The organism is Helicobacter pylori (assembly GCF_001653475.1).
GTDB lineage: Bacteria > Campylobacterota > Campylobacteria > Campylobacterales > Helicobacteraceae > Helicobacter > Helicobacter pylori_CM.
This window is the reverse complement of record NZ_CP011487.1, coordinates 284,159-300,685: the sequence shown is the minus strand read 5'-3', so window position 1 is coordinate 300,685 and position 16,527 is coordinate 284,159. Positions and strand designations below refer to the sequence as shown.

Below are 16,527 nucleotides of genomic sequence, written 5' to 3'. Positions count from 1 at the left end.
TGGGAGCGATAATGTTTAAAAACATGCAGAATATTAAGAAATGGTGTGCTCGGAGGGATTCAAACCCCCGACCTACAGGACCGCAACCTGTTGCTCTATTCAGCTGAGCTACGAGCACCTTTAAAGAAGTGAAACGATGATTATAGCAAGAAAAGCTAATTTTTCACTTAAACGATGCGTTTTTTCTATTATAATTTAAGGCATGCAAAAAGATTACCAAAAACTCATCGTTTATTTATGCGATTTTTTAGAAAAAGAAGCGCAAAGACGAGGCTTTAAAAAAGTTGTTTATGGGCTGAGTGGGGGGCTAGATAGCGCGGTCGTTGGAGTGCTGTGCCAAAAAGTTTTTAAAGAAAACGCCCATGCCCTTTTAATGCCCTCTTCAGTCTCTATGCCAGAAAGTAAAACAGACGCTTTAAATTTGTGTGAAACATTTTCTATCCCTTATACAGAATATTCTATCGCTCCCTATGATGCCATCTTTGGCTCTCATTTTAAAGACGCAAGCCTTACCAGAAAGGGGAATTTTTGCGCAAGATTACGCATGGCTTTTTTATACGACTATTCTTTAAAAAGCGATTCTTTAGTCATTGGCACGAGCAATAAAAGCGAAAGAATGCTAGGCTATGGCACTTTATTTGGGGATTTGGCGTGCGCGATTAACCCGATTGGGGAATTATTTAAAACCGAAGTTTATAAACTCGCTTGCCATTTAAATATCCCTAAAAAGATTTTAAATAAGCCCCCTAGTGCGGATTTATTTGTGGGGCAAAGCGATGAAAAAGATTTGGGCTATCCTTATAGTGTGATCGATCCTTTATTAAAGGATATTGAAGCGTTGTTCCAAACAAAGCCCATCCATTTAGAAACGCTCACTCAATTAGGCTATGATGAAATTTTAGTAAAAAACATCATAAGCCGTATCCAAAAAAACGCTTTTAAATCAGAATTACCCACTATCGCTCAAAAGTTTAACCCTAAATGAAAAGCGATAAACCCTTTTTAGAACGCTATTTTTATAATCCCACTCTTTTGCAAAAGGGGTTGATTTTTGCGCTCTATCCTTTTTCTTTAATCTATCAAGGCATCGCCACCCTTAAACGAAAAACCGCCAAAAAACATGATTTTAAAATCCCCATTATCAGCATAGGTAATTTGATCGCTGGGGGAAGCGGTAAAACGCCCTTTATTTTAGGAATCGCTCCAAGATACCAAGAAGTAGCGGTTGTCTCTAGGGGGTACCAACGAGATTCTAAAGGCTTAGTAGTGGTGAGCGTTAAAGGAAACATTTTAGTTTCTCAAAAAACAGCGGGCGATGAAGCCTATCTTTTAGCCTTAAATTTAAAACAAGCGAGCGTGATTGTGAGCGAAAAAAGAGAGCTTGGCGTTTTAAAAGCCCTTGAATTAGGGGCAAAGATCGTGTTTTTAGACGATGGTTTTAGGTTTAATTTCAACCAATTCAATGCGCTTTTAAAGCCTAAAGTCCCCCCCTACTACCCCTTTTGTTTGCCCAGCGGGTTGTATAGAGAAAGCGTTAAAAGCTATAAAGAAGCCCATTTAGTCATTACAGAAGATAAGGATTATAAAAGAATAACCTCTATCACCCGCCCCACCAAACGCATGCTTTTAGTAACGGCTATCGCTAATCCTAGCAGGCTTGATGCGTTTTTGCCCAAAGAAGTGGTTAAAAAATGGTATTTTAGAGACCATGCCCCTTTTGATTTGAAGCTTTTAGAAAAAGAGTTTTATAAAAATAACGCCACTTCCTTATTGGTTACTTCAAAAGATCTCGTCAAATTACAAGATTGCAACTTGCCCTTAAGCGTATTGGATTTAAAGCTAGAAATTTGCCCTAAAATTTTAGAGCAGATCGATCATTATATCCTTTCTTATCCTTGTAATACAAAAGAACATCTATAAATCCCTTTTCTTTAGAGATAAAGCCTTTCAAACGCCCCTCTAACTCATAATGGTTTTTTTCATAAAAAGCGATCGCTTTGAAATTGTTTTCCATCACTTCTAAATGTAAAGAATTTAATTGGAACTCTTCAAAAGCGATGCATTCTAAGGCTTTTAAAATAGTCTCTCCTTTATTCTTCAAAAAAGGGTTTTTATAGATCCCCAAATACCCATGCTTATGAAAAAAATTGATTTTAGTGATAGAGCCAACCCCTAAATAAACGCCCTCTTCTTTAAACAAAAAATACCGGTGGTTAGGCGAGTTTTTTAAATCTTCTATGAATTGCAAATGCGTTTTTAAAGAAATAAAATCGCTATACATCCATAAGGCAGTGTTTGGGTGGTTACGAAACTCTAAAACCAACAACTTTTCTTCATCGTTTAAACGGGTGAAATCAATCGCGTGGATATTTTTATAAGAATAATTTTTTTTCAAATTTCTAAAAACTCCCTTAATGCGCCCTCTAGCTCACTCCCAAAGACCAGGTTTTTTGCCCAGGCTTGATTTTTTTGAATTTGTAATTTTTCAAAATCTTTAGCTAAAGTTTTTAAACTCGTTTGTTTGAAAAGGCCCAAGCTTTCAAATTCTTTGCTTTGAATGATTTGATTAGAAGCAACGGGAATGATAAGAGAGGGCGTTTGAGAAAGGGCTAATTCATAGAGGGTTTGACCTGCAGCGCTAATGGCGCAAGCGCAAAATTTCATCAAATAACTGAACTCTAAAGGGCTTAAAGGGCTGTAATAATGCGTGTTTTTGGGAGGATTTTTGGGGATATGGGGTGAAATGATATGCAAATGCATGCCCTTATTTTCTAAAATTTTGACGATCTCTTTGAGCGTTTTTTGCTCGCTCCCCCCTAGAGTGATCAACACTTCTTTATTTTCTGTATTGATAGGGCGCTCATAGACAAAGCGAATATCAACAGGGTAAAACCCCACCCCCAAATAATACTGATAATCTTTTGATAAATAATGGTAGTGTTTTAAAGCGTTCAGCGTGGAATTTAGGATCTTGGTGTTTTTAGGGTAAAACCCCTTAGCATGCTCTTTATCTTCTATAACCATAAGGCTTTTAGCTTTTTCTTTTAAAAGATAAAAATCCTTTGAATTCAAACAATAGCTGTCTGTAATCAAAAAATCATCATTGCTAACGCCCTCTAAAAAAGCGCTTATATTATTTTGCTTGTGTAAATAAAGACCCGCTTTAACCCCTAATTTTTCTATAAAAGAAAGGATTTTTTCACAACGCCTCACATGCCCTAAACCGCTTGTTAAAAAACAATCGCACAAAATTTTTACTGGCATGCGTTTTTCAAACGGCTGTATTTGAGCTTGGCTAATTCTAAATCTTCTAAAGTGTCAATATCTTGGACTTCTAAAGGCGATAATTCTAAAGCGACAGAATTTTGACTGAAAATAGGCCGCATTTCTTTAAAGGCTTGAGCCTTCCCCATATAAAGCAATCCTGCGTCATGATAGAGCGTTTTTAAATCTTGCGTGCGCATGTTTAAATGCTCTTTAAAAGCCATTTGAACGCCGTTTTCAAGGCTAAAAGAACGATAGGGCGAAGCACTAAATGGAGAACATGTGAAAACATAATCCGTATTTTCTTTTAAAGTTTCAAAAGCGTTTTTTAAATGCTTTTCTTGTAAAAGCACTGATGTGCCATACAAACAACACGCAATATCTTCATCTTTTAACTCTAATTCTTTCATGTGATAGGCCATCACCTCTAAAGTCGTGGCTCTGTCATCCGCTAAAACTTTAGGGCGTAAATTCAAAAAACTCGCCCCATAATTTTTCGCTAAATGGACATACTCCATGCTATCGCTAGAGATAAACACCTTTTCAAAGAGCTTGGAATTTAGCGCCGCTTCAATGGGGTAAGCGAGCATAGGTTTATTGAAAAAATCAATAATATTTTTATTCCTGATCCTTTTACTGGAACTTCTAGCTAAAACAATAGCGATCGCTCTCATGCTAGGCTTTCAAACGCTCTTTTCAATAAGGCATTTGGGTTTCCATCGCATCAGCAGCGAATTTCTTTTTATTGGAATCGCTCAAATGCCCTAAATTCGTGTATTCAATCTTAGCGTCGGCTAAAAACTTGGATTGGATGGTGTTATTCCTTTCAATATCATAAGGGCGGATCACCCCACTCACCTTAAGGATTTGCTTTTCCCCATCCACTAGCACCTCCTTATTCCCATAGATGAAATAATTTCCGTTTTCTAGCACTTTAATGATTCGAGCGCTCAACACAATCTCTAAATCTTCGCTCTTTTTTTGCGAGCCACCGCCTTTAAAATTCGTGTTATTGCTAGATTTGGTGAAATTGTAATTATTCTTATCGTCTAAATACTGCACTTCTTTTTTCTTTCTTTCATCTAGCCCGTTATAAGTGAGTCTTGGGGGCGTGGAATTACCCCCTGAAGCGCTTTTATAATCTTTAGAGCTGGAATAATTTGCGCTCGCTTTTTCAGAGACAATGATTGTGATCAAATCGTTAGGCTTCATCGCCCTCCTATCCGCAAATAAAGGGCGCTCGCCCTGCCCAAACAAACTCCCCAACTTGTTCAATTCAGGGATAAATTCTTTAGAGGGGGTTTCTTCTACATAATTAGGAGGGTTAAAATCAATTTTTGGCTCATTGGCTGATGCTATGCTGAATGCAACGCTAAACGCAACAGTCCCTAAATAAAGCACTTCTTTCATCCACTAGCCTTACTTGAGTTATTTTAAGCCTTTAAATTATACTCTCTTATAAAGAATAAATGCTTAATTTTGAGTAAATTGTTGTAAAATTTAGATCTTTATAATGAAACTTAACTTGCAGGAGATAAAATTGAGAGCCTTGTTAAAAATGTTAGTTGGCACAAGCTTGCTAACACACGCCTTAGCCGCTAAAGAAGAAAGCGCAGCACCTTCTTGGACAAAAAATTTGTATATGGGAGTCAATTACCAAACAGGTTCTATCAATTTAATGACTAATATCCATGAAGTTAGAGAAGTTACTAACTATCAAACCGGTTACACCAATATTATGACTAGCGTTAATAGCGTTAAAAAACTCACCAACATGGGATCTAATGGGATTGGATTAGTCATGGGCTATAACCACTTTTTCCATCCGGATAAAATCTTGGGCTTGCGCTATTTTGCTTTTTTAGATTGGCAAGGCTATGGCATGAGATACCCTAAAGGCTATTATGGCGGCAATAACATGATCACTTATGGCGTGGGCGTGGATGCGATATGGAATTTTTTTCAAGGGAGTTTCTATCAAGATGATATTGGCGTGGATATTGGCGTTTTTGGGGGGATTGCGATTGCAGGGAATAGTTGGTATATTGGCAGTAAAGGGCAGGAATTATTAGGCATCACTAACAGCAGTGCGGTTGATAACACCTCTTTTCAATTCCTTTTTAATTTTGGTCTCAAGGCTTTATTTGTAGATGAACATGAATTTGAAATCGGTTTTAAATTCCCCACTATTAATAACAAATACTACACCACTGATGCGCTCAAGGTTCAAATGCGTAGGGTCTTTGCCTTTTATGTGGGGTATAATTACCACTTCTAAAGGGCTTTAAAACCCAACGCAACTCCCTAACATCTTTTGGTAGTAACTCTTGGCTTTGAGGATTGTCTCTGTGTCATCGGTTTTTAAAAGCACTTCATAATTGTTTTCAAAAGCGTTTTTGCTCCAGTTCGCTGAGCCTAAAAACACGATCTTATCATCAATGATCGCTACTTTTTGGTGCATGATGCCGTAATAATTCCCGTTTTTAGCCTTAAGCCCTTTCAATAAGCACACTTTCGTGTTAGGGTATTTGTCCAGATAGCCAATAGTGGATTGCTTGTTATTATGATTGCTTTCATAATCATAAATGATTTGCACCTTAACCCCCCTACTCGCTACGCTTTTAATCGCTCTTGCAATATCTCTGTGCGTGAAACTATAGATAGCGATTTTCACGCTCTCTCTGGCGTTACTAATGCCAGAAACCAAAGAATTGAGAGCGTCTCTTTGCTCATAAGGTAAGACAAATAAGCTGTTTTTAGCTTGCAAAACCCCTAAACAGCCCACTAACACACTAACGCCAACGATTTTTTTAAACTTGTCTAACATCAAATGATCCTTATTTTAAATTACACTCATGATAAAAACAACCAACCAAGTGGATTTTTGATTATAATAAAAGATTTAAAAAAAGCGATAAAAATTGATAGGCTTAAAGAAGCGTTTCTTATCAAATAAGGAGTCCCTAAAATGAAAATGATTCTATTCAACCAAAACCCCATGATCACAAAGTTGCTTGAGAGTGTCTCTAAGAAATTAGAATGGTCTGTGGAAAATTTTAACCACTATCAAGAGCTATCCGTGCGCCTTAAAGAAGATCAAGAATGGATTTTGATAGCCGATGATGAATGTTTGGAAAAACTAGACCAAGTGGATTGGCTAGAATTAAAAGAAATCATCTCTCAAAATAAAAACAGCGTGTGCGTGTATAAAAAGGGCAATGAAGTGCAACCCTTCTTAGAGGGCTTTGAGATGAAAATCAAAAAACCTTTTTTACCCACTGAGATTTTAAAAATCCTTCACAAAAAGCTTGGTTCTAACATGAGCGAGCTAGAGCCTAGCCAGAATTTAGACCCAACTCAAGAAGTTTTAGAAACCAATTGGGACGAATTAGAAAATTTAGGCGTTTTAGAAGCCCTAGCCAAAGAAGAGCCTAACAATGAAGAGCAACTACTCCCCACTTTAAACGCGCAAGAAGAAAAAGAAGACATTAAAGAAGAGAAAAAAGAAACTCCCCAAGAAGAAGAAGAAAAACCTAGAGATGATGAAACACAAGAGGGTGAAACTCTCAAAGATAAGGAAGTTTCTAAAGAGTTGGAAACGCAAGAAAAAGTTAAAGAAGAAACGCAAGAAGAGTCAATCAAAGAACAAGAGCCAATCAAAGAAGAAACACAAGAAATTAAAGAGGAAAAACAAGAAAAAACACAAGATTCCCCAAGCACGCAAGAATTAGAGGCCATGCAAGAATTAGTCAAAGAAATCCAAGAAAACTCTAACGGCCAAGAGAATAAAAAAGAAACGCAAGAGTTAGAAATCCCTAAAGAAGAAAGCCAAGAAAAAGAAACGCAAGAAAATACAAAAACCCCACAAGAAATACCGCAAGAATTAGAAATCCCACAAGAAACCCCACAAGAAAGTGCAGAAACACCGCAAGAAAAAGAAGCACAAGAAAAAGAAACCCAAGAAGACCATTACGAAAGCATTGAAGACATTCCTGAGCCGGTGATGGCTAAAGCGATGGGGGAAGAATTGCCTTTTTTGAATGAAGCCGTTGCAGAAACTCCTAATAATGAGAACGATACAGAAATCCCTAAAGAGAGCGTTATAAAAACCCCGCAAGAAAAAGAAGAAAGCACAGAAACCCCCAAAGAAAGCGATAAAACTTCTAGCCCCCTAGAATTGCACTTGAATTTGCAGGATTTATTAAAAAGCCTCAATCAAGAGTCCTTAAAAAGCCTTTTAGAAAACAAAATCTTAAGCATTAAAATCACTTTAGAGGATAAAAAACCTGATGCATAATGATTTTAATTTACTCATCCTTTCAGGCCCTAGCGGAGCGGGTAAAAGCACCCTTACAAAGTATTTGCAAGAAAAAATCCCAAAAACCCATTTTTCCCTTTCCACCACCACACGAAAGCCTAGAGAGGGCGAAGTTGATGGCTTGCATTATAACTTTGTCAGCAAAGAAGAATTCAAACAAGGCATAGAAAAAGGGCAGTTTTTAGAGTGGGCGATCGTGCATAACCACTATTATGGCACTTCTAAAATCCCTGTAGAAAAAGCCTTAAAAGAGGGCAAAATCGTCATTTTTGATATTGATGTGCAAGGGCATGAGATCCTTAAAAAGCATTACCCCAACGCATGCTCTGTGTTTATTAGCACTAAAAACCAAGAAATTTTAAAAGAGCGCTTGCTTTTAAGGGGGACGGATTCTAAAGAGACGATAGAAAAACGCTTGATCAACGCTTATAAAGAAATGCAGTGCTTGGAGAGCTTTGATTACCTTATCATCAATGAAGATTTAGAAAAATCCAAAGAAATCATCTTAAGCATCGCAAAAACTTTAGTCCATCGCTTAAAAGCGTTTAATTTTGAAAAAATATGCAAGGCTTGGAAAAACGAATCCTTATAAAACCTATCAATTATTTTTTAAAAAAGCTATAATTCAAGGAAAAACTAACCAATAGATTAAGGAGTAAAATATGGGCGGGTTCACAAGCATATGGCATTGGGTCATTGTTTTATTAGTGATTGTGTTGTTATTTGGGGCTAAAAAGATCCCAGAGTTGGCTAAGGGTTTAGGCAGTGGGATTAAAAATTTCAAAAAAGCCGTGAAAGACGATGAAGAAGAGGCTAAAAACGAGCCAAAAACCCTAGACGCTCAAGCAGTGCAAACCAAAGTGCATGAGAGTAGCGAAATTAAAAGCAAACAAGAAAGTTAAACATGCACACTCTCATTAAGGGCGTTTTAGAAGAGATTTTAGAAGAAGAAGTCATTATTGAATACCCTAAAGACAGAGAGCATGGGCATTACGCTACGCCCATTGCTTTCAATCTCGCCAAAGTTTTTAAAAAATCGCCCTTAGTTATCGCTGAAGAGTTAGCCCTTAAAATCAGCACACATGAAAAAACTCAAGGGCTTTTTGACAGCGTAGTGGCTTGTAAGGGCTATATCAATTTCACGCTTTCTTTAGATTTTTTAGAGCGTTTCACCCAAAAGGCTTTAGAATTAAAAGAACAATTTGGCTCTCAGCCTAAAAGCGAGCGTTCTCAAAAAATCTTTTTAGAATTTGTGAGCGCTAACCCCACAGGACCCTTACACATAGGGCATGCTAGAGGGGCGGTGTTTGGCGATAGTTTGGCTAAAATCGCTCGCTTTTTAGGACATGAAGTTTTGTGCGAATATTATGTCAATGACATGGGATCTCAAATCCGCTTGCTAGGGCTTTCTGTATGGCTCGCTTACAGAGAGCATGTTTTAAAAGAAAGCGTAACTTATCCGGAAGTCTTTTACAAAGGCGAATACATCATTGAAATCGCTAAAAAGGCCCACAACGATTTAGAGCCAAGCCTTTTTAAAGAAAACGAAGAGACGATTATTGAAGTTTTAAGCGGCTATGCTAAGGATCTAATGCTTTTAGAAATTAAAGATAATTTAGACGCTTTAGGCATTCATTTTGATTCTTATGCGAGCGAAAAAGAAATTTTTAAACATAAAGATGCGGTGTTTGAACGATTAGAAAAAGCGAACGCCCTTTATGAAAAGGATTCTAAAATCTGGCTCCAATCTTCACTCTACCAGGATGAAAGCGATCGGGTGCTCATTAAAGAAGATAAGAGCTACACTTATTTAGCCGGCGATATTGTCTATCATGATGAAAAATTTAAGCAAAATTACACCAAATACATCAACATTTGGGGGGCAGACCACCACGGCTATATCGCTAGAGTGAAAGCCAGCCTTGAGTTTTTGGACTATGATTCCAACAAGCTTGAAGTCTTGCTCGCTCAAATGGTGCGCTTGCTCAAAGATAACGAGCCTTACAAGATGAGTAAAAGAGCGGGTAATTTCATTTTGATTAAAGATGTGATTGATGATGTGGGTAGAGACGCTTTAAGGTTTATTTTTTTAAGCAAACGGCTTGACACCCATTTAGAATTTGATGTCAATACTTTAAAGAAGCAAGACAGCTCCAACCCTATTTACTATATCCATTACGCTAATTCGCGCATCCACACCATGCTAGAAAAATCGCCCTTTTCTAAAGAAGAGGTTTTGCAAACCCCTTTAACCCATTTAAACGCTGAAGAAAAATACCTACTTTTTAGTGCTTTAAGCTTGCCTAAAGTCATTGAATCTTCTTTTGAAGAATACGGCTTGCAAAAAATGTGCGAATACGCAAAAACCCTCGCTTCAGAATTCCACCGCTTCTATAACGCTGGTAAAATCTTAGACACCCCTAAAGCTAAAGAGCTTTTAAAAATTTGTTTAATGGTGAGTTTGAGTTTAAGCAACGCTTTCAAACTTTTAGGTATAGAGATAAAAACCAAAATTTCCGCTAAAGATTAAGCTAATATTTAATTTTTTGTTATAACATTCCCCTTATTTTTTTGAAACTAAGGAGAATATTATGCTTAATCGTATTATAGAACACATGAACGCCCACCATGTAGAAGACATGAAAGCTTTATTGAAAAAATTCGGGCAAGTCCATCACGCTGAAAATGTCGCCTTTAAAAGCGTGGATCCTCAAGGCGTTGTGATTGGTTATAACAACAATCAAACCTTAAGGATTGAATTCAACCACGAAGTCAAAGATCCTAAAGACTACAAAAACGCGATCATTGAATTGTGCCAAAGCGTAGAAAAAACCCATGATTTAAAAGGCGTGGAAGAAGAAGTTAAAGCCTTTAAAGAAGGCTTTGATTCTGTTTGTTTAGCGACCTTACACCCTAATGGGCATGTGGTATGCTCTTATGCGCCTTTAATGAGCGATGGCAAACAATACTACATTTATGTGAGCGAAGTGGCTGAACATTTTGCCGGTCTTAAAAACAACCCCCACAATGTGGAAGTGATGTTTTTAGAAGATGAAAGCAAGGCTAAATCAGCTATTTTGAGGAAACGCTTGCGTTATAAAACCAACGCTCGTTTTATTGAGAGAGGGGCGGAGTTTGACAAAGCGTTTGATTCTTTCATTGAAAAAACCGGCGGAGCTGGGGGCATTAAAACCATTCGTGCCATGCAAGATTTCCATTTAATCGCATTGGATTTCAAAGAAGGGCGTTTTGTGAAAGGCTTTGGTCAAGCTTATGACATTTTAGGCGATAAAATCGCTTATGTTGGGGATAAAGGCAACCCGCACAATTTCGCTCACAAGAAATAAATCTTTTATTCAAACCATTTAGAAAGATTTCCCGAACACCTTAGTGTTTGGGATATTAGGATAAATAGAACGCATGCGTTAAACTAAATCCCACCACTTGTCAATCGTTTAATTCTTTTTGCTCAATCGTGGGGTCTCTTTAGCGATATGATAAAGGACGCTCCTTAAATTTATTCTTATCTTGCTTCCATTATGCGCTATCAATTAACAAGTTTCAATATAATACAAAATCTTTTTATAACTTGTCGTTTGTTAAGGATCAAAATGCGCGTGTTTGTTTGTTTTTTAGGGGTTTTTGTGTCTAACGGCTTGGCTCGTTTTGGCTATGTGGTTTTAATCCCCCTACTCATTTTATCAGGGAGTTTAACCCCACACCAAAGCTTCCAATTGGGTATTGCGGTGTTAATGGGCTATGTTTTTGGGAGTTTTTTAATCCAATTCTTAAGCCCATTGATGTCATTAGAAAGCATCGCTAAAATCAGTTTTGGTTTGATCGCTTTGAGTTTTTTAATCTGTTATTTTGATAGTATCCCTTTCTTTTGGCTTTGGATCTGGCGTTTTATCGCCGGTGTGGCTAGCAGCGCGTTAATGATTTTAGTCGCTCCTCTCTCTTTACCCTATGTCAAAGAAAACAAAAGGGCCTTAGTGGGGGGGCTTATTTTTAGCGCTGTAGGCATTGGATCTGTCTTTAGCGGGTTTGTTCTGCCTTGGATTAGCTCTTATAATATCAAATGGGCATGGATTTTTTTAGGGGGCAGTTGTTTGATAGCCTTTATTCTTTCCTTGATTGGGTTGAAAAACCATTCTTTAAGGAAAAAATCCGTTAAAAAAGAAGAAAGCGCGTTTAAAATCCCCTTTCATTTGTGGTTATTACTCATTTCTTGCGCACTCAATGCGATTGGTTTTTTACCGCACACGCTTTTTTGGGTGGATTATTTGATCCGCCATTTAAATATCTCCCCCACCATCGCTGGAACTTCATGGGCGTTTTTTGGTTTTGGAGCCACGCTTGGCTCTTTAATTAGCGGTCCCATGGCTCAAAAGCTAGGGGCTAAAAACGCCAATATCTTTATCCTTATTTTAAAATCTATCGCATGCTTTTTGCCCATTTTTTTCCACCAAATCTCTTTACTCAATTTAAGCATCTTTATAATGGGAGCGGCCACAACCGCCAATATCAATTTATTCAGCATGATGGCTTTAAAAATTGCAGGCGCAAAACATTTCGCTAAAGCGTCTTCGTGGGTGGTGTTTTCTTTTGGCATTTTCCAAGCGCTTTTTTCGTATCTTTTTACGATCTTTTTAGGGGATTTGGGCTATCTTTTGATCTTTGTTATTTGTGGGGTGTGTTTGGTTTTAAGCTTCATCGTTCTTTTCCCTATCAAAATGCAAACAGCTATCCATAAATAGAAAAATTATTGGGTTTCAAAACCCTTAATGCCGAGAAAACCCTTAAAACCCTCTAATGAATTTAAGATTTTTTCACGCTCTAAATGGCGCATGATAAAAACGAGGTTAGAGCCGTTTTGATCCTTTAAAATGTGCTTGGGCGGGTAAATGATATGCATCACGCCGTTAATGCTCACCAAAAAGCCGCTTCCAGTGTCAATAATCCCCTTGATGCGTAAAATCTGTGTGCCGTATTTATGCAATAACAAACTCAGCCAAATCCCAAACGCGCTCCATTCCATCGCCCCTTCAAAACTGATGCTTAAAACCTCAAAGCCTTGCGAGTGTGAATCTTTTGGCATTCTTGGCATAAAATTTCGTGCCCTATTTTTGCGTGAAAAAAAGCTTTCGTAATTGATATTTTTCTTGTCAAAAATTTCTGCACTAGGGTTAATGGCTTGAATCCGCTCTTTTAATTTGATTAAAGCCACGCTGTCGTTTTGCAAATCCGTTTTGGTCAATAAAACGCTATCAGCAAAAACGATTTGTTCTTTAGCTTCATTGTTGGTTAAATGCATTCTAGCATTCAAAGCATCCACGCAAACCACCACGCTTTGAATCTCAAAATGCGCCCCTAAAAAAGTATCGCTCAAAATCGTCCATAAAATCGGTGCCGGGTTGGCTAAACCGGTGGTTTCAATGATGATGCGCTTTAAAATTTCGCCGCGCCATTCATAGTTATTGAGCGTGGCTTTTAGAGACTCCACTAAATCCATGCGTTTGTTGCAACACACACACCCTGCGTTAAGATAGAGCATTTTTTCACCGCAATATTGAACGCTTAAGATGCGCTGATCCAAGGCGGCTTGACCGATTTCATTGATGATAAGAGCAACGCCTTGGTGATCTATTTGGTTTAAATATTCGCTTAAAAAACTCGTTTTACCGCTGCCTAAAAAACCTGTGATGAGCGTGATAGGGATTTTGGGCATTAGTGAATGGCGTTTGTATTTTGATTTAAAAACGCTAACAGATTAGAATCTAGAGCGTCCATCTCTTTTTTGGCTAAGTTTTGCGCCTTATCCCACAAATCGCCTAAATCATTCACGATCGCACTTTGCCCTTTTTTATCGCACAGCACAAACTTCGCGCCTTGCCAATCATCGATTTTTAGCCCATAAAACGCCAAAATTCTATTGAGCAATCCCACTCGTTTGAGCCGTGCTCTTTTGCGTTCTTTGGCGTTTTCATTGGCACTAATAAGCACATTTTGCTCTTTCAAATTTTCATCATTCTCATAACTATCGGTCCAATGAAAAGAACGGATAAGCTCCCCGCATAAAACGCACATCTTTCAACCTTTTAAATCTAAATCATGCTACAATTTTACTGAAAAAACAAGAATAAATCTCGTGCTTTTTAATTGTTTATTGATTAGGAAATTTAATGCAAGATTATAGAACTCTTACGCTAGAAAATATTTATGCACCAGATGAGATAACAGGCGCACTTTCATTGTTACAATCTTGCGGTATTGAATCGATTGTTAATCCTTCAAATATCACGCTTAATTTTGACATTGTGGATTTAAAAATGCTTGAATCCACTACACAAAATACGCTGGTTCAAAAGACATTAGAGGAGTTGTATAAAATCCGCTCATTTTCTAGTCAAAATGGCAAAATCGTATTTAAGAGCTTCAACAAAGCCAAAAAAGTCGCCAACAAAAAGCAAAACGCAAAGGCAAGATTGGCTTACGAATCTTACAAAAAAGAGTTTAGCAAGGAGACAAATGAGATTCAAAGCTGTCTTAATCAAATTTACTGCGAAGATAGCTTGGAGTTTTTAAAAAAGCTCCCAAATAATTGCATAGATATAGTGCTAACTTCGCCACCTTACAACTTTGGCATCAATTACAACGCAACGCAGGATGCAAATCTTTGGCAAGAGTATTTCAACACGCTTTTTGCCATTTTTAAAGAGTGTATTCGTGTATTAAAAAGCGGAGGGCGAATCATTGTCAATATCCAGCCTATGTTTAGCGATTATATCCCTACACACCATTTTATCAGCAAATTTTTCATTGATGAAGGGCTTATTTGGAAAGGCGAGATTTTATGGGAAAAGAATAACTACAACTGCAAATACTGCACTTGGGGAAGCTGGAAAAGCCCTGCTGCACCATATTTAAAATATTCGTGGGAGTTTATTGAAATTTTTTGCAAAAATAACCTTAAAAAAGAGGGCGATAAAGACAGCATTGACATAACCGATGATGAGTTTAAAAAGTGGGTTTATGGCAAGTGGAACTTTGCCCCAGAACGCAACATGAAACAATATGGGCATGATGCAATGTTCCCAGAAGAATTAGTAAAGCGGTGTTTAAAGCTATTTTCCTATCAAAATGATATTGTATTAGATCCATTTAATGGTGCAGGGACAACGACAAAAGTCGCCAAACAACTAGGGTGCAGATTCATAGGCATAGACATTAGCGAAAAGTATTGTGAAGTAGCAAGAGCAAGACTAAAAGAAGTAACAAATTTATTTAATTGAGAGGTATGATTTGAATTCTATAGAAGATATTATACAAGTTTATAGTAGTATGGTTAAGGGTGTTGATAAAGATGCTCTAGAGCAACAGACAAGGGCGTATGGCGGAGTTATAAGAAGTACCAAAGGCAAATTGCAAGAATACATCAGCGAAGAGATTGTAAAAATAGCGTGGCAAAATATTGGCGCTAAAGCTAATAGGCTTGAAATAAATTCCAATAAAATAAAGATTCCTATCAAAGACAGCTACATAGAAAATATAGCTAACAAACAAGTAAGGGCATATATATTAGAGCATAAAAAAGATTATTATTACGGATTGAGCGTTGATAAACATATATTTATTTGTGGATAATCAATTGGTTATGGGGATAGAGTGTAAAGCCTATACGGAAAATGCTATGCTAAAGCGAATATTAGTAGATTTTCATCTCCTTAAAACTTTATATCCAAATATATCTTGTTATTTATTTCAGCTAGAAAGTCAATTGGGAGGGGATTATTCAGCTTTACCAGAAACCCTATTGGGATCAAAACCCACGCATTCTATAATGAGCTACTTTGAAAGCGTGAATCTAAATATAATAACCTTACTCAAAGGCGAAAGAGACATAAACCAGCCCATACACAAAAATTTCAAACCTTTAGAAAAAGAAAGTCTAAAGAAAACAATCAAACTAATGGAAAATGAATTGAAGGTTTATTTGTAGCAGTTGGTGTGGATCCCGCCAAATTCACACCAACTCAGATACAATCCCAACCGCTATTTTTTTCTGGGGCTTCGTTTTAAGAAATCATCAGCGATTTCATTGAATGTTACCCAACGCACGCCCTCGTGCTTGTTGATATGCTCAATGATTTTTTCATGCATGAGCAACACTTGCGGACGAGCACTCACATCAGGGTGGATTGTCATGCTAAAGACCGCATAATCCATCTCACGATAAACCCAATCAAATTGATCGATCCACATTTGCCCTATATCGTGCGGGCTTACAAAACCAAAACTATTGGGGGATTTTTTGATAAACATCATCGGCGGTAAATCGTCCAAATACCAATTCGCAGGGATTTCCACCAAATCTGTTTCCACCCCACGGATTAAAGGCTTCATCCAATCTTTGGCTTCCAGACTATAATCAATCTTGCTCCAACTATCCCCCACACGCACGAAATAGGGCGTGAAATCATTGTGCATGAGCGAGTGGTCGTATTTGAAGCCGTGTTTTAAAAGCAATTCATTAGTGATATTAGAAAACTCCCACCACGGTGCCACATAGCCTGTGGGGGCTTTGCCGGTGAGATCTTTAATCAACTCAACGCTTTTTAACAAAACATCTTCTTCTTGCTTGGCAGTCATAGCGATAGGGTTTTCATGCGAATACCCATGCGCACCCACTTCATGCCCTGCATCCACGATCATTTTCATTTGTTCAGGGAAAGTTTCAATAGAATGCCCAGGCGCAAACCAAGTCGCATGGAGATGGTATTTTTTAAACAATTTCAAAAGCCGTGGGATCCCCACTTCACCCGCAAAAAGCCCACGCGAAATATCATCAGGCGAATCCTCCCCACCATAGCTCCCTAGCCAACCAGCCACCGCATCAATATCCACGCCATAAGCCACTAAAATTTCTTTTGCCATAATCGCTCCTT

Annotated in this window: 18 protein-coding genes, 1 tRNA gene and 1 pseudogene; 11 read left to right on the top strand and 9 right to left on the bottom strand. The window is 37.8% G+C overall.

Features of this window, described 5'->3' with window-relative positions:
• Window positions 1–41: 41 nt before the first annotated feature.
• Window positions 42–118, bottom strand: a tRNA-Arg gene (locus tag AA974_RS01460).
• An 84-nt stretch (window positions 119–202) separates the two neighbouring features.
• On the opposite strand from AA974_RS01460, the gene AA974_RS01455 reads away from it, so the two are divergent.
• Together AA974_RS01455 and AA974_RS01450 are read left to right on the top strand one after the other, a co-directional pair.
• Window positions 203–985, top strand: a complete 783-nt coding sequence (locus AA974_RS01455; protein ID WP_064433114.1) for an NAD+ synthase — start codon at window positions 203–205, stop codon at window positions 983–985.
• Window positions 982–1,920: a tetraacyldisaccharide 4'-kinase gene (locus AA974_RS01450; protein WP_064433113.1), complete on the top strand. Its 939-nt coding sequence runs from the start codon at window positions 982–984 to the stop codon at window positions 1,918–1,920. The genes AA974_RS01455 and AA974_RS01450 overlap by 4 nt, the downstream gene beginning before the upstream one ends.
• On the opposite strand, the gene pseH is transcribed toward AA974_RS01450, so the two are convergent.
• From pseH to flgH, 4 genes are read right to left on the bottom strand one after another with little or no spacing between them, the layout of a single operon-like run.
• Complete coding sequence (gene pseH / locus AA974_RS01445) at window positions 1,853–2,395, bottom strand: UDP-4-amino-4,6-dideoxy-N-acetyl-beta-L-altrosamine N-acetyltransferase (RefSeq protein ID WP_064433112.1); 543 nt, start codon at window positions 2,393–2,395, stop codon at window positions 1,853–1,855. The genes AA974_RS01450 and pseH overlap by 68 nt on opposite strands.
• The gene (locus AA974_RS08170) at window positions 2,392–3,264 is read right to left on the bottom strand and encodes a hypothetical protein (protein WP_064433111.1); all 873 of its coding nucleotides are present in this window, start codon (window positions 3,262–3,264) and stop codon (window positions 2,392–2,394) included. Before AA974_RS08170 ends, pseH begins: the two co-directional genes overlap by 4 nt.
• Window positions 3,255–3,938, bottom strand: a complete 684-nt coding sequence (gene pseF, locus AA974_RS08165) for a pseudaminic acid cytidylyltransferase (protein ID WP_064433110.1) — start codon at window positions 3,936–3,938, stop codon at window positions 3,255–3,257. The genes AA974_RS08170 and pseF overlap by 10 nt, the downstream gene beginning before the upstream one ends.
• A 22-nt stretch (window positions 3,939–3,960) precedes the next feature.
• Entirely contained in the window at window positions 3,961–4,674 is a 714-nt protein-coding gene (gene flgH, locus AA974_RS01430) for a flagellar basal body L-ring protein FlgH (protein ID WP_064433109.1), read from the bottom strand.
• 130 nt (window positions 4,675–4,804) lie between these two features.
• On the opposite strand from flgH, the gene AA974_RS01425 reads away from it, so the two are divergent.
• Complete coding sequence (locus tag AA974_RS01425; protein ID WP_196207231.1) at window positions 4,805–5,542, top strand: outer membrane protein; 738 nt, start codon at window positions 4,805–4,807, stop codon at window positions 5,540–5,542.
• A 6-nt stretch (window positions 5,543–5,548) separates the two neighbouring features.
• Here AA974_RS01425 and AA974_RS01420 read toward each other — a convergent pair whose 3' ends face one another.
• Window positions 5,549–6,091 (bottom strand): phospholipase D-like domain-containing protein, encoded by a 543-nt coding sequence (locus tag AA974_RS01420; protein ID WP_064433108.1) that lies wholly within the window; start codon window positions 6,089–6,091, stop codon window positions 5,549–5,551.
• A 141-nt stretch (window positions 6,092–6,232) separates the two neighbouring features.
• Between AA974_RS01420 and AA974_RS01415 the strand changes: the two genes are divergently transcribed.
• The 6 genes from AA974_RS01415 (at window position 6,233) to AA974_RS01390 (ending at window position 12,339) form a co-directional block, all read left to right on the top strand.
• Entirely contained in the window at window positions 6,233–7,561 is a 1,329-nt protein-coding gene (locus tag AA974_RS01415) for a hypothetical protein (RefSeq protein WP_064433107.1), read from the top strand.
• Window positions 7,554–8,174, top strand: a complete 621-nt coding sequence (gmk, locus tag AA974_RS01410) for a guanylate kinase (protein WP_064433106.1) — start codon at window positions 7,554–7,556, stop codon at window positions 8,172–8,174. The genes AA974_RS01415 and gmk overlap by 8 nt, the downstream gene beginning before the upstream one ends.
• Before the next feature lie 70 nt (window positions 8,175–8,244).
• A complete protein-coding gene (gene tatA, locus AA974_RS01405; RefSeq protein ID WP_000508594.1) occupies window positions 8,245–8,484 on the top strand; it encodes a twin-arginine translocase TatA/TatE family subunit in 240 nt (79 codons plus the stop codon).
• Between the two features lie 2 nt (window positions 8,485–8,486).
• Window positions 8,487–10,112: an arginine--tRNA ligase gene (gene argS, locus AA974_RS01400; protein ID WP_064433105.1), complete on the top strand. Its 1,626-nt coding sequence runs from the start codon at window positions 8,487–8,489 to the stop codon at window positions 10,110–10,112.
• Between the two features lie 61 nt (window positions 10,113–10,173).
• Window positions 10,174–10,929, top strand: coding sequence for a HugZ family heme oxygenase (locus AA974_RS01395; RefSeq protein ID WP_064433104.1), 756 nt, complete (start codon window positions 10,174–10,176; stop codon window positions 10,927–10,929).
• A 264-nt stretch (window positions 10,930–11,193) separates the two neighbouring features.
• Window positions 11,194–12,339: a YbfB/YjiJ family MFS transporter gene (locus AA974_RS01390; protein ID WP_064433103.1), complete on the top strand. Its 1,146-nt coding sequence runs from the start codon at window positions 11,194–11,196 to the stop codon at window positions 12,337–12,339.
• A 5-nt stretch (window positions 12,340–12,344) separates the two neighbouring features.
• Here AA974_RS01390 and AA974_RS01385 read toward each other — a convergent pair whose 3' ends face one another.
• Window positions 12,345–13,310 (bottom strand): CobW family GTP-binding protein, encoded by a 966-nt coding sequence (locus AA974_RS01385; protein WP_064433102.1) that lies wholly within the window; start codon window positions 13,308–13,310, stop codon window positions 12,345–12,347.
• On the bottom strand, window positions 13,310–13,669 hold the full coding sequence (locus AA974_RS01380) for a hypothetical protein (RefSeq protein WP_064433101.1): 360 nt from the start codon (window positions 13,667–13,669) through the stop codon (window positions 13,310–13,312). The genes AA974_RS01385 and AA974_RS01380 overlap by 1 nt, the downstream gene beginning before the upstream one ends.
• 95 nt (window positions 13,670–13,764) lie before the next feature.
• Here AA974_RS01380 and AA974_RS01375 point away from each other — a divergent pair, with 95 nt between their 5' ends.
• Together AA974_RS01375 and AA974_RS01370 are read left to right on the top strand one after the other, a co-directional pair.
• Entirely contained in the window at window positions 13,765–14,874 is a 1,110-nt protein-coding gene (locus AA974_RS01375; RefSeq protein ID WP_064433100.1) for a DNA-methyltransferase, read from the top strand.
• A gap of 10 nt (window positions 14,875–14,884) precedes the next feature.
• A pseudogene (locus AA974_RS01370) lies at window positions 14,885–15,581 on the top strand (restriction endonuclease).
• A 53-nt stretch (window positions 15,582–15,634) separates the two neighbouring features.
• Here the strand turns inward: AA974_RS01370 and AA974_RS01365 are convergent.
• Window positions 15,635–16,516, bottom strand: coding sequence for a polysaccharide deacetylase family protein (locus AA974_RS01365; protein ID WP_064433099.1), 882 nt, complete (start codon window positions 16,514–16,516; stop codon window positions 15,635–15,637).
• Between the last annotated feature and the right edge of the window lie 11 nt (window positions 16,517–16,527).

What these genes read in the sequence shown, in the direction of transcription:
- AA974_RS01365 (WP_064433099.1), bottom strand. Translation starts at nt 16,516, where the DNA reads ATGGCAAAAGAAATTTTAGTGGCTTATGGCGTGGATATTGATGCGGTG.
- AA974_RS01380 (WP_064433101.1), bottom strand. Translation starts at nt 13,669, where the DNA reads ATGTGCGTTTTATGCGGGGAGCTTATCCGTTCTTTTCATTGGACCGAT.
- AA974_RS01390 (WP_064433103.1), top strand. Translation starts at nt 11,194, where the DNA reads ATGCGCGTGTTTGTTTGTTTTTTAGGGGTTTTTGTGTCTAACGGCTTG.
- AA974_RS01375 (WP_064433100.1), top strand. Translation starts at nt 13,765, where the DNA reads ATGCAAGATTATAGAACTCTTACGCTAGAAAATATTTATGCACCAGAT.
- AA974_RS01385 (WP_064433102.1), bottom strand. Translation starts at nt 13,310, where the DNA reads ATGCCCAAAATCCCTATCACGCTCATCACAGGTTTTTTAGGCAGCGGT.
- AA974_RS01415 (WP_064433107.1), top strand. Translation starts at nt 6,233, where the DNA reads ATGAAAATGATTCTATTCAACCAAAACCCCATGATCACAAAGTTGCTT.
- tatA (WP_000508594.1), top strand. Translation starts at nt 8,245, where the DNA reads ATGGGCGGGTTCACAAGCATATGGCATTGGGTCATTGTTTTATTAGTG.
- argS (WP_064433105.1), top strand. Translation starts at nt 8,487, where the DNA reads ATGCACACTCTCATTAAGGGCGTTTTAGAAGAGATTTTAGAAGAAGAA.
- AA974_RS01455 (WP_064433114.1), top strand. Translation starts at nt 203, where the DNA reads ATGCAAAAAGATTACCAAAAACTCATCGTTTATTTATGCGATTTTTTA.
- AA974_RS01450 (WP_064433113.1), top strand. Translation starts at nt 982, where the DNA reads ATGAAAAGCGATAAACCCTTTTTAGAACGCTATTTTTATAATCCCACT.
- AA974_RS01420 (WP_064433108.1), bottom strand. Translation starts at nt 6,091, where the DNA reads ATGTTAGACAAGTTTAAAAAAATCGTTGGCGTTAGTGTGTTAGTGGGC.
- AA974_RS01395 (WP_064433104.1), top strand. Translation starts at nt 10,174, where the DNA reads ATGCTTAATCGTATTATAGAACACATGAACGCCCACCATGTAGAAGAC.
- gmk (WP_064433106.1), top strand. Translation starts at nt 7,554, where the DNA reads ATGCATAATGATTTTAATTTACTCATCCTTTCAGGCCCTAGCGGAGCG.
- pseF (WP_064433110.1), bottom strand. Translation starts at nt 3,938, where the DNA reads ATGAGAGCGATCGCTATTGTTTTAGCTAGAAGTTCCAGTAAAAGGATC.
- flgH (WP_064433109.1), bottom strand. Translation starts at nt 4,674, where the DNA reads ATGAAAGAAGTGCTTTATTTAGGGACTGTTGCGTTTAGCGTTGCATTC.
- AA974_RS08170 (WP_064433111.1), bottom strand. Translation starts at nt 3,264, where the DNA reads ATGCCAGTAAAAATTTTGTGCGATTGTTTTTTAACAAGCGGTTTAGGG.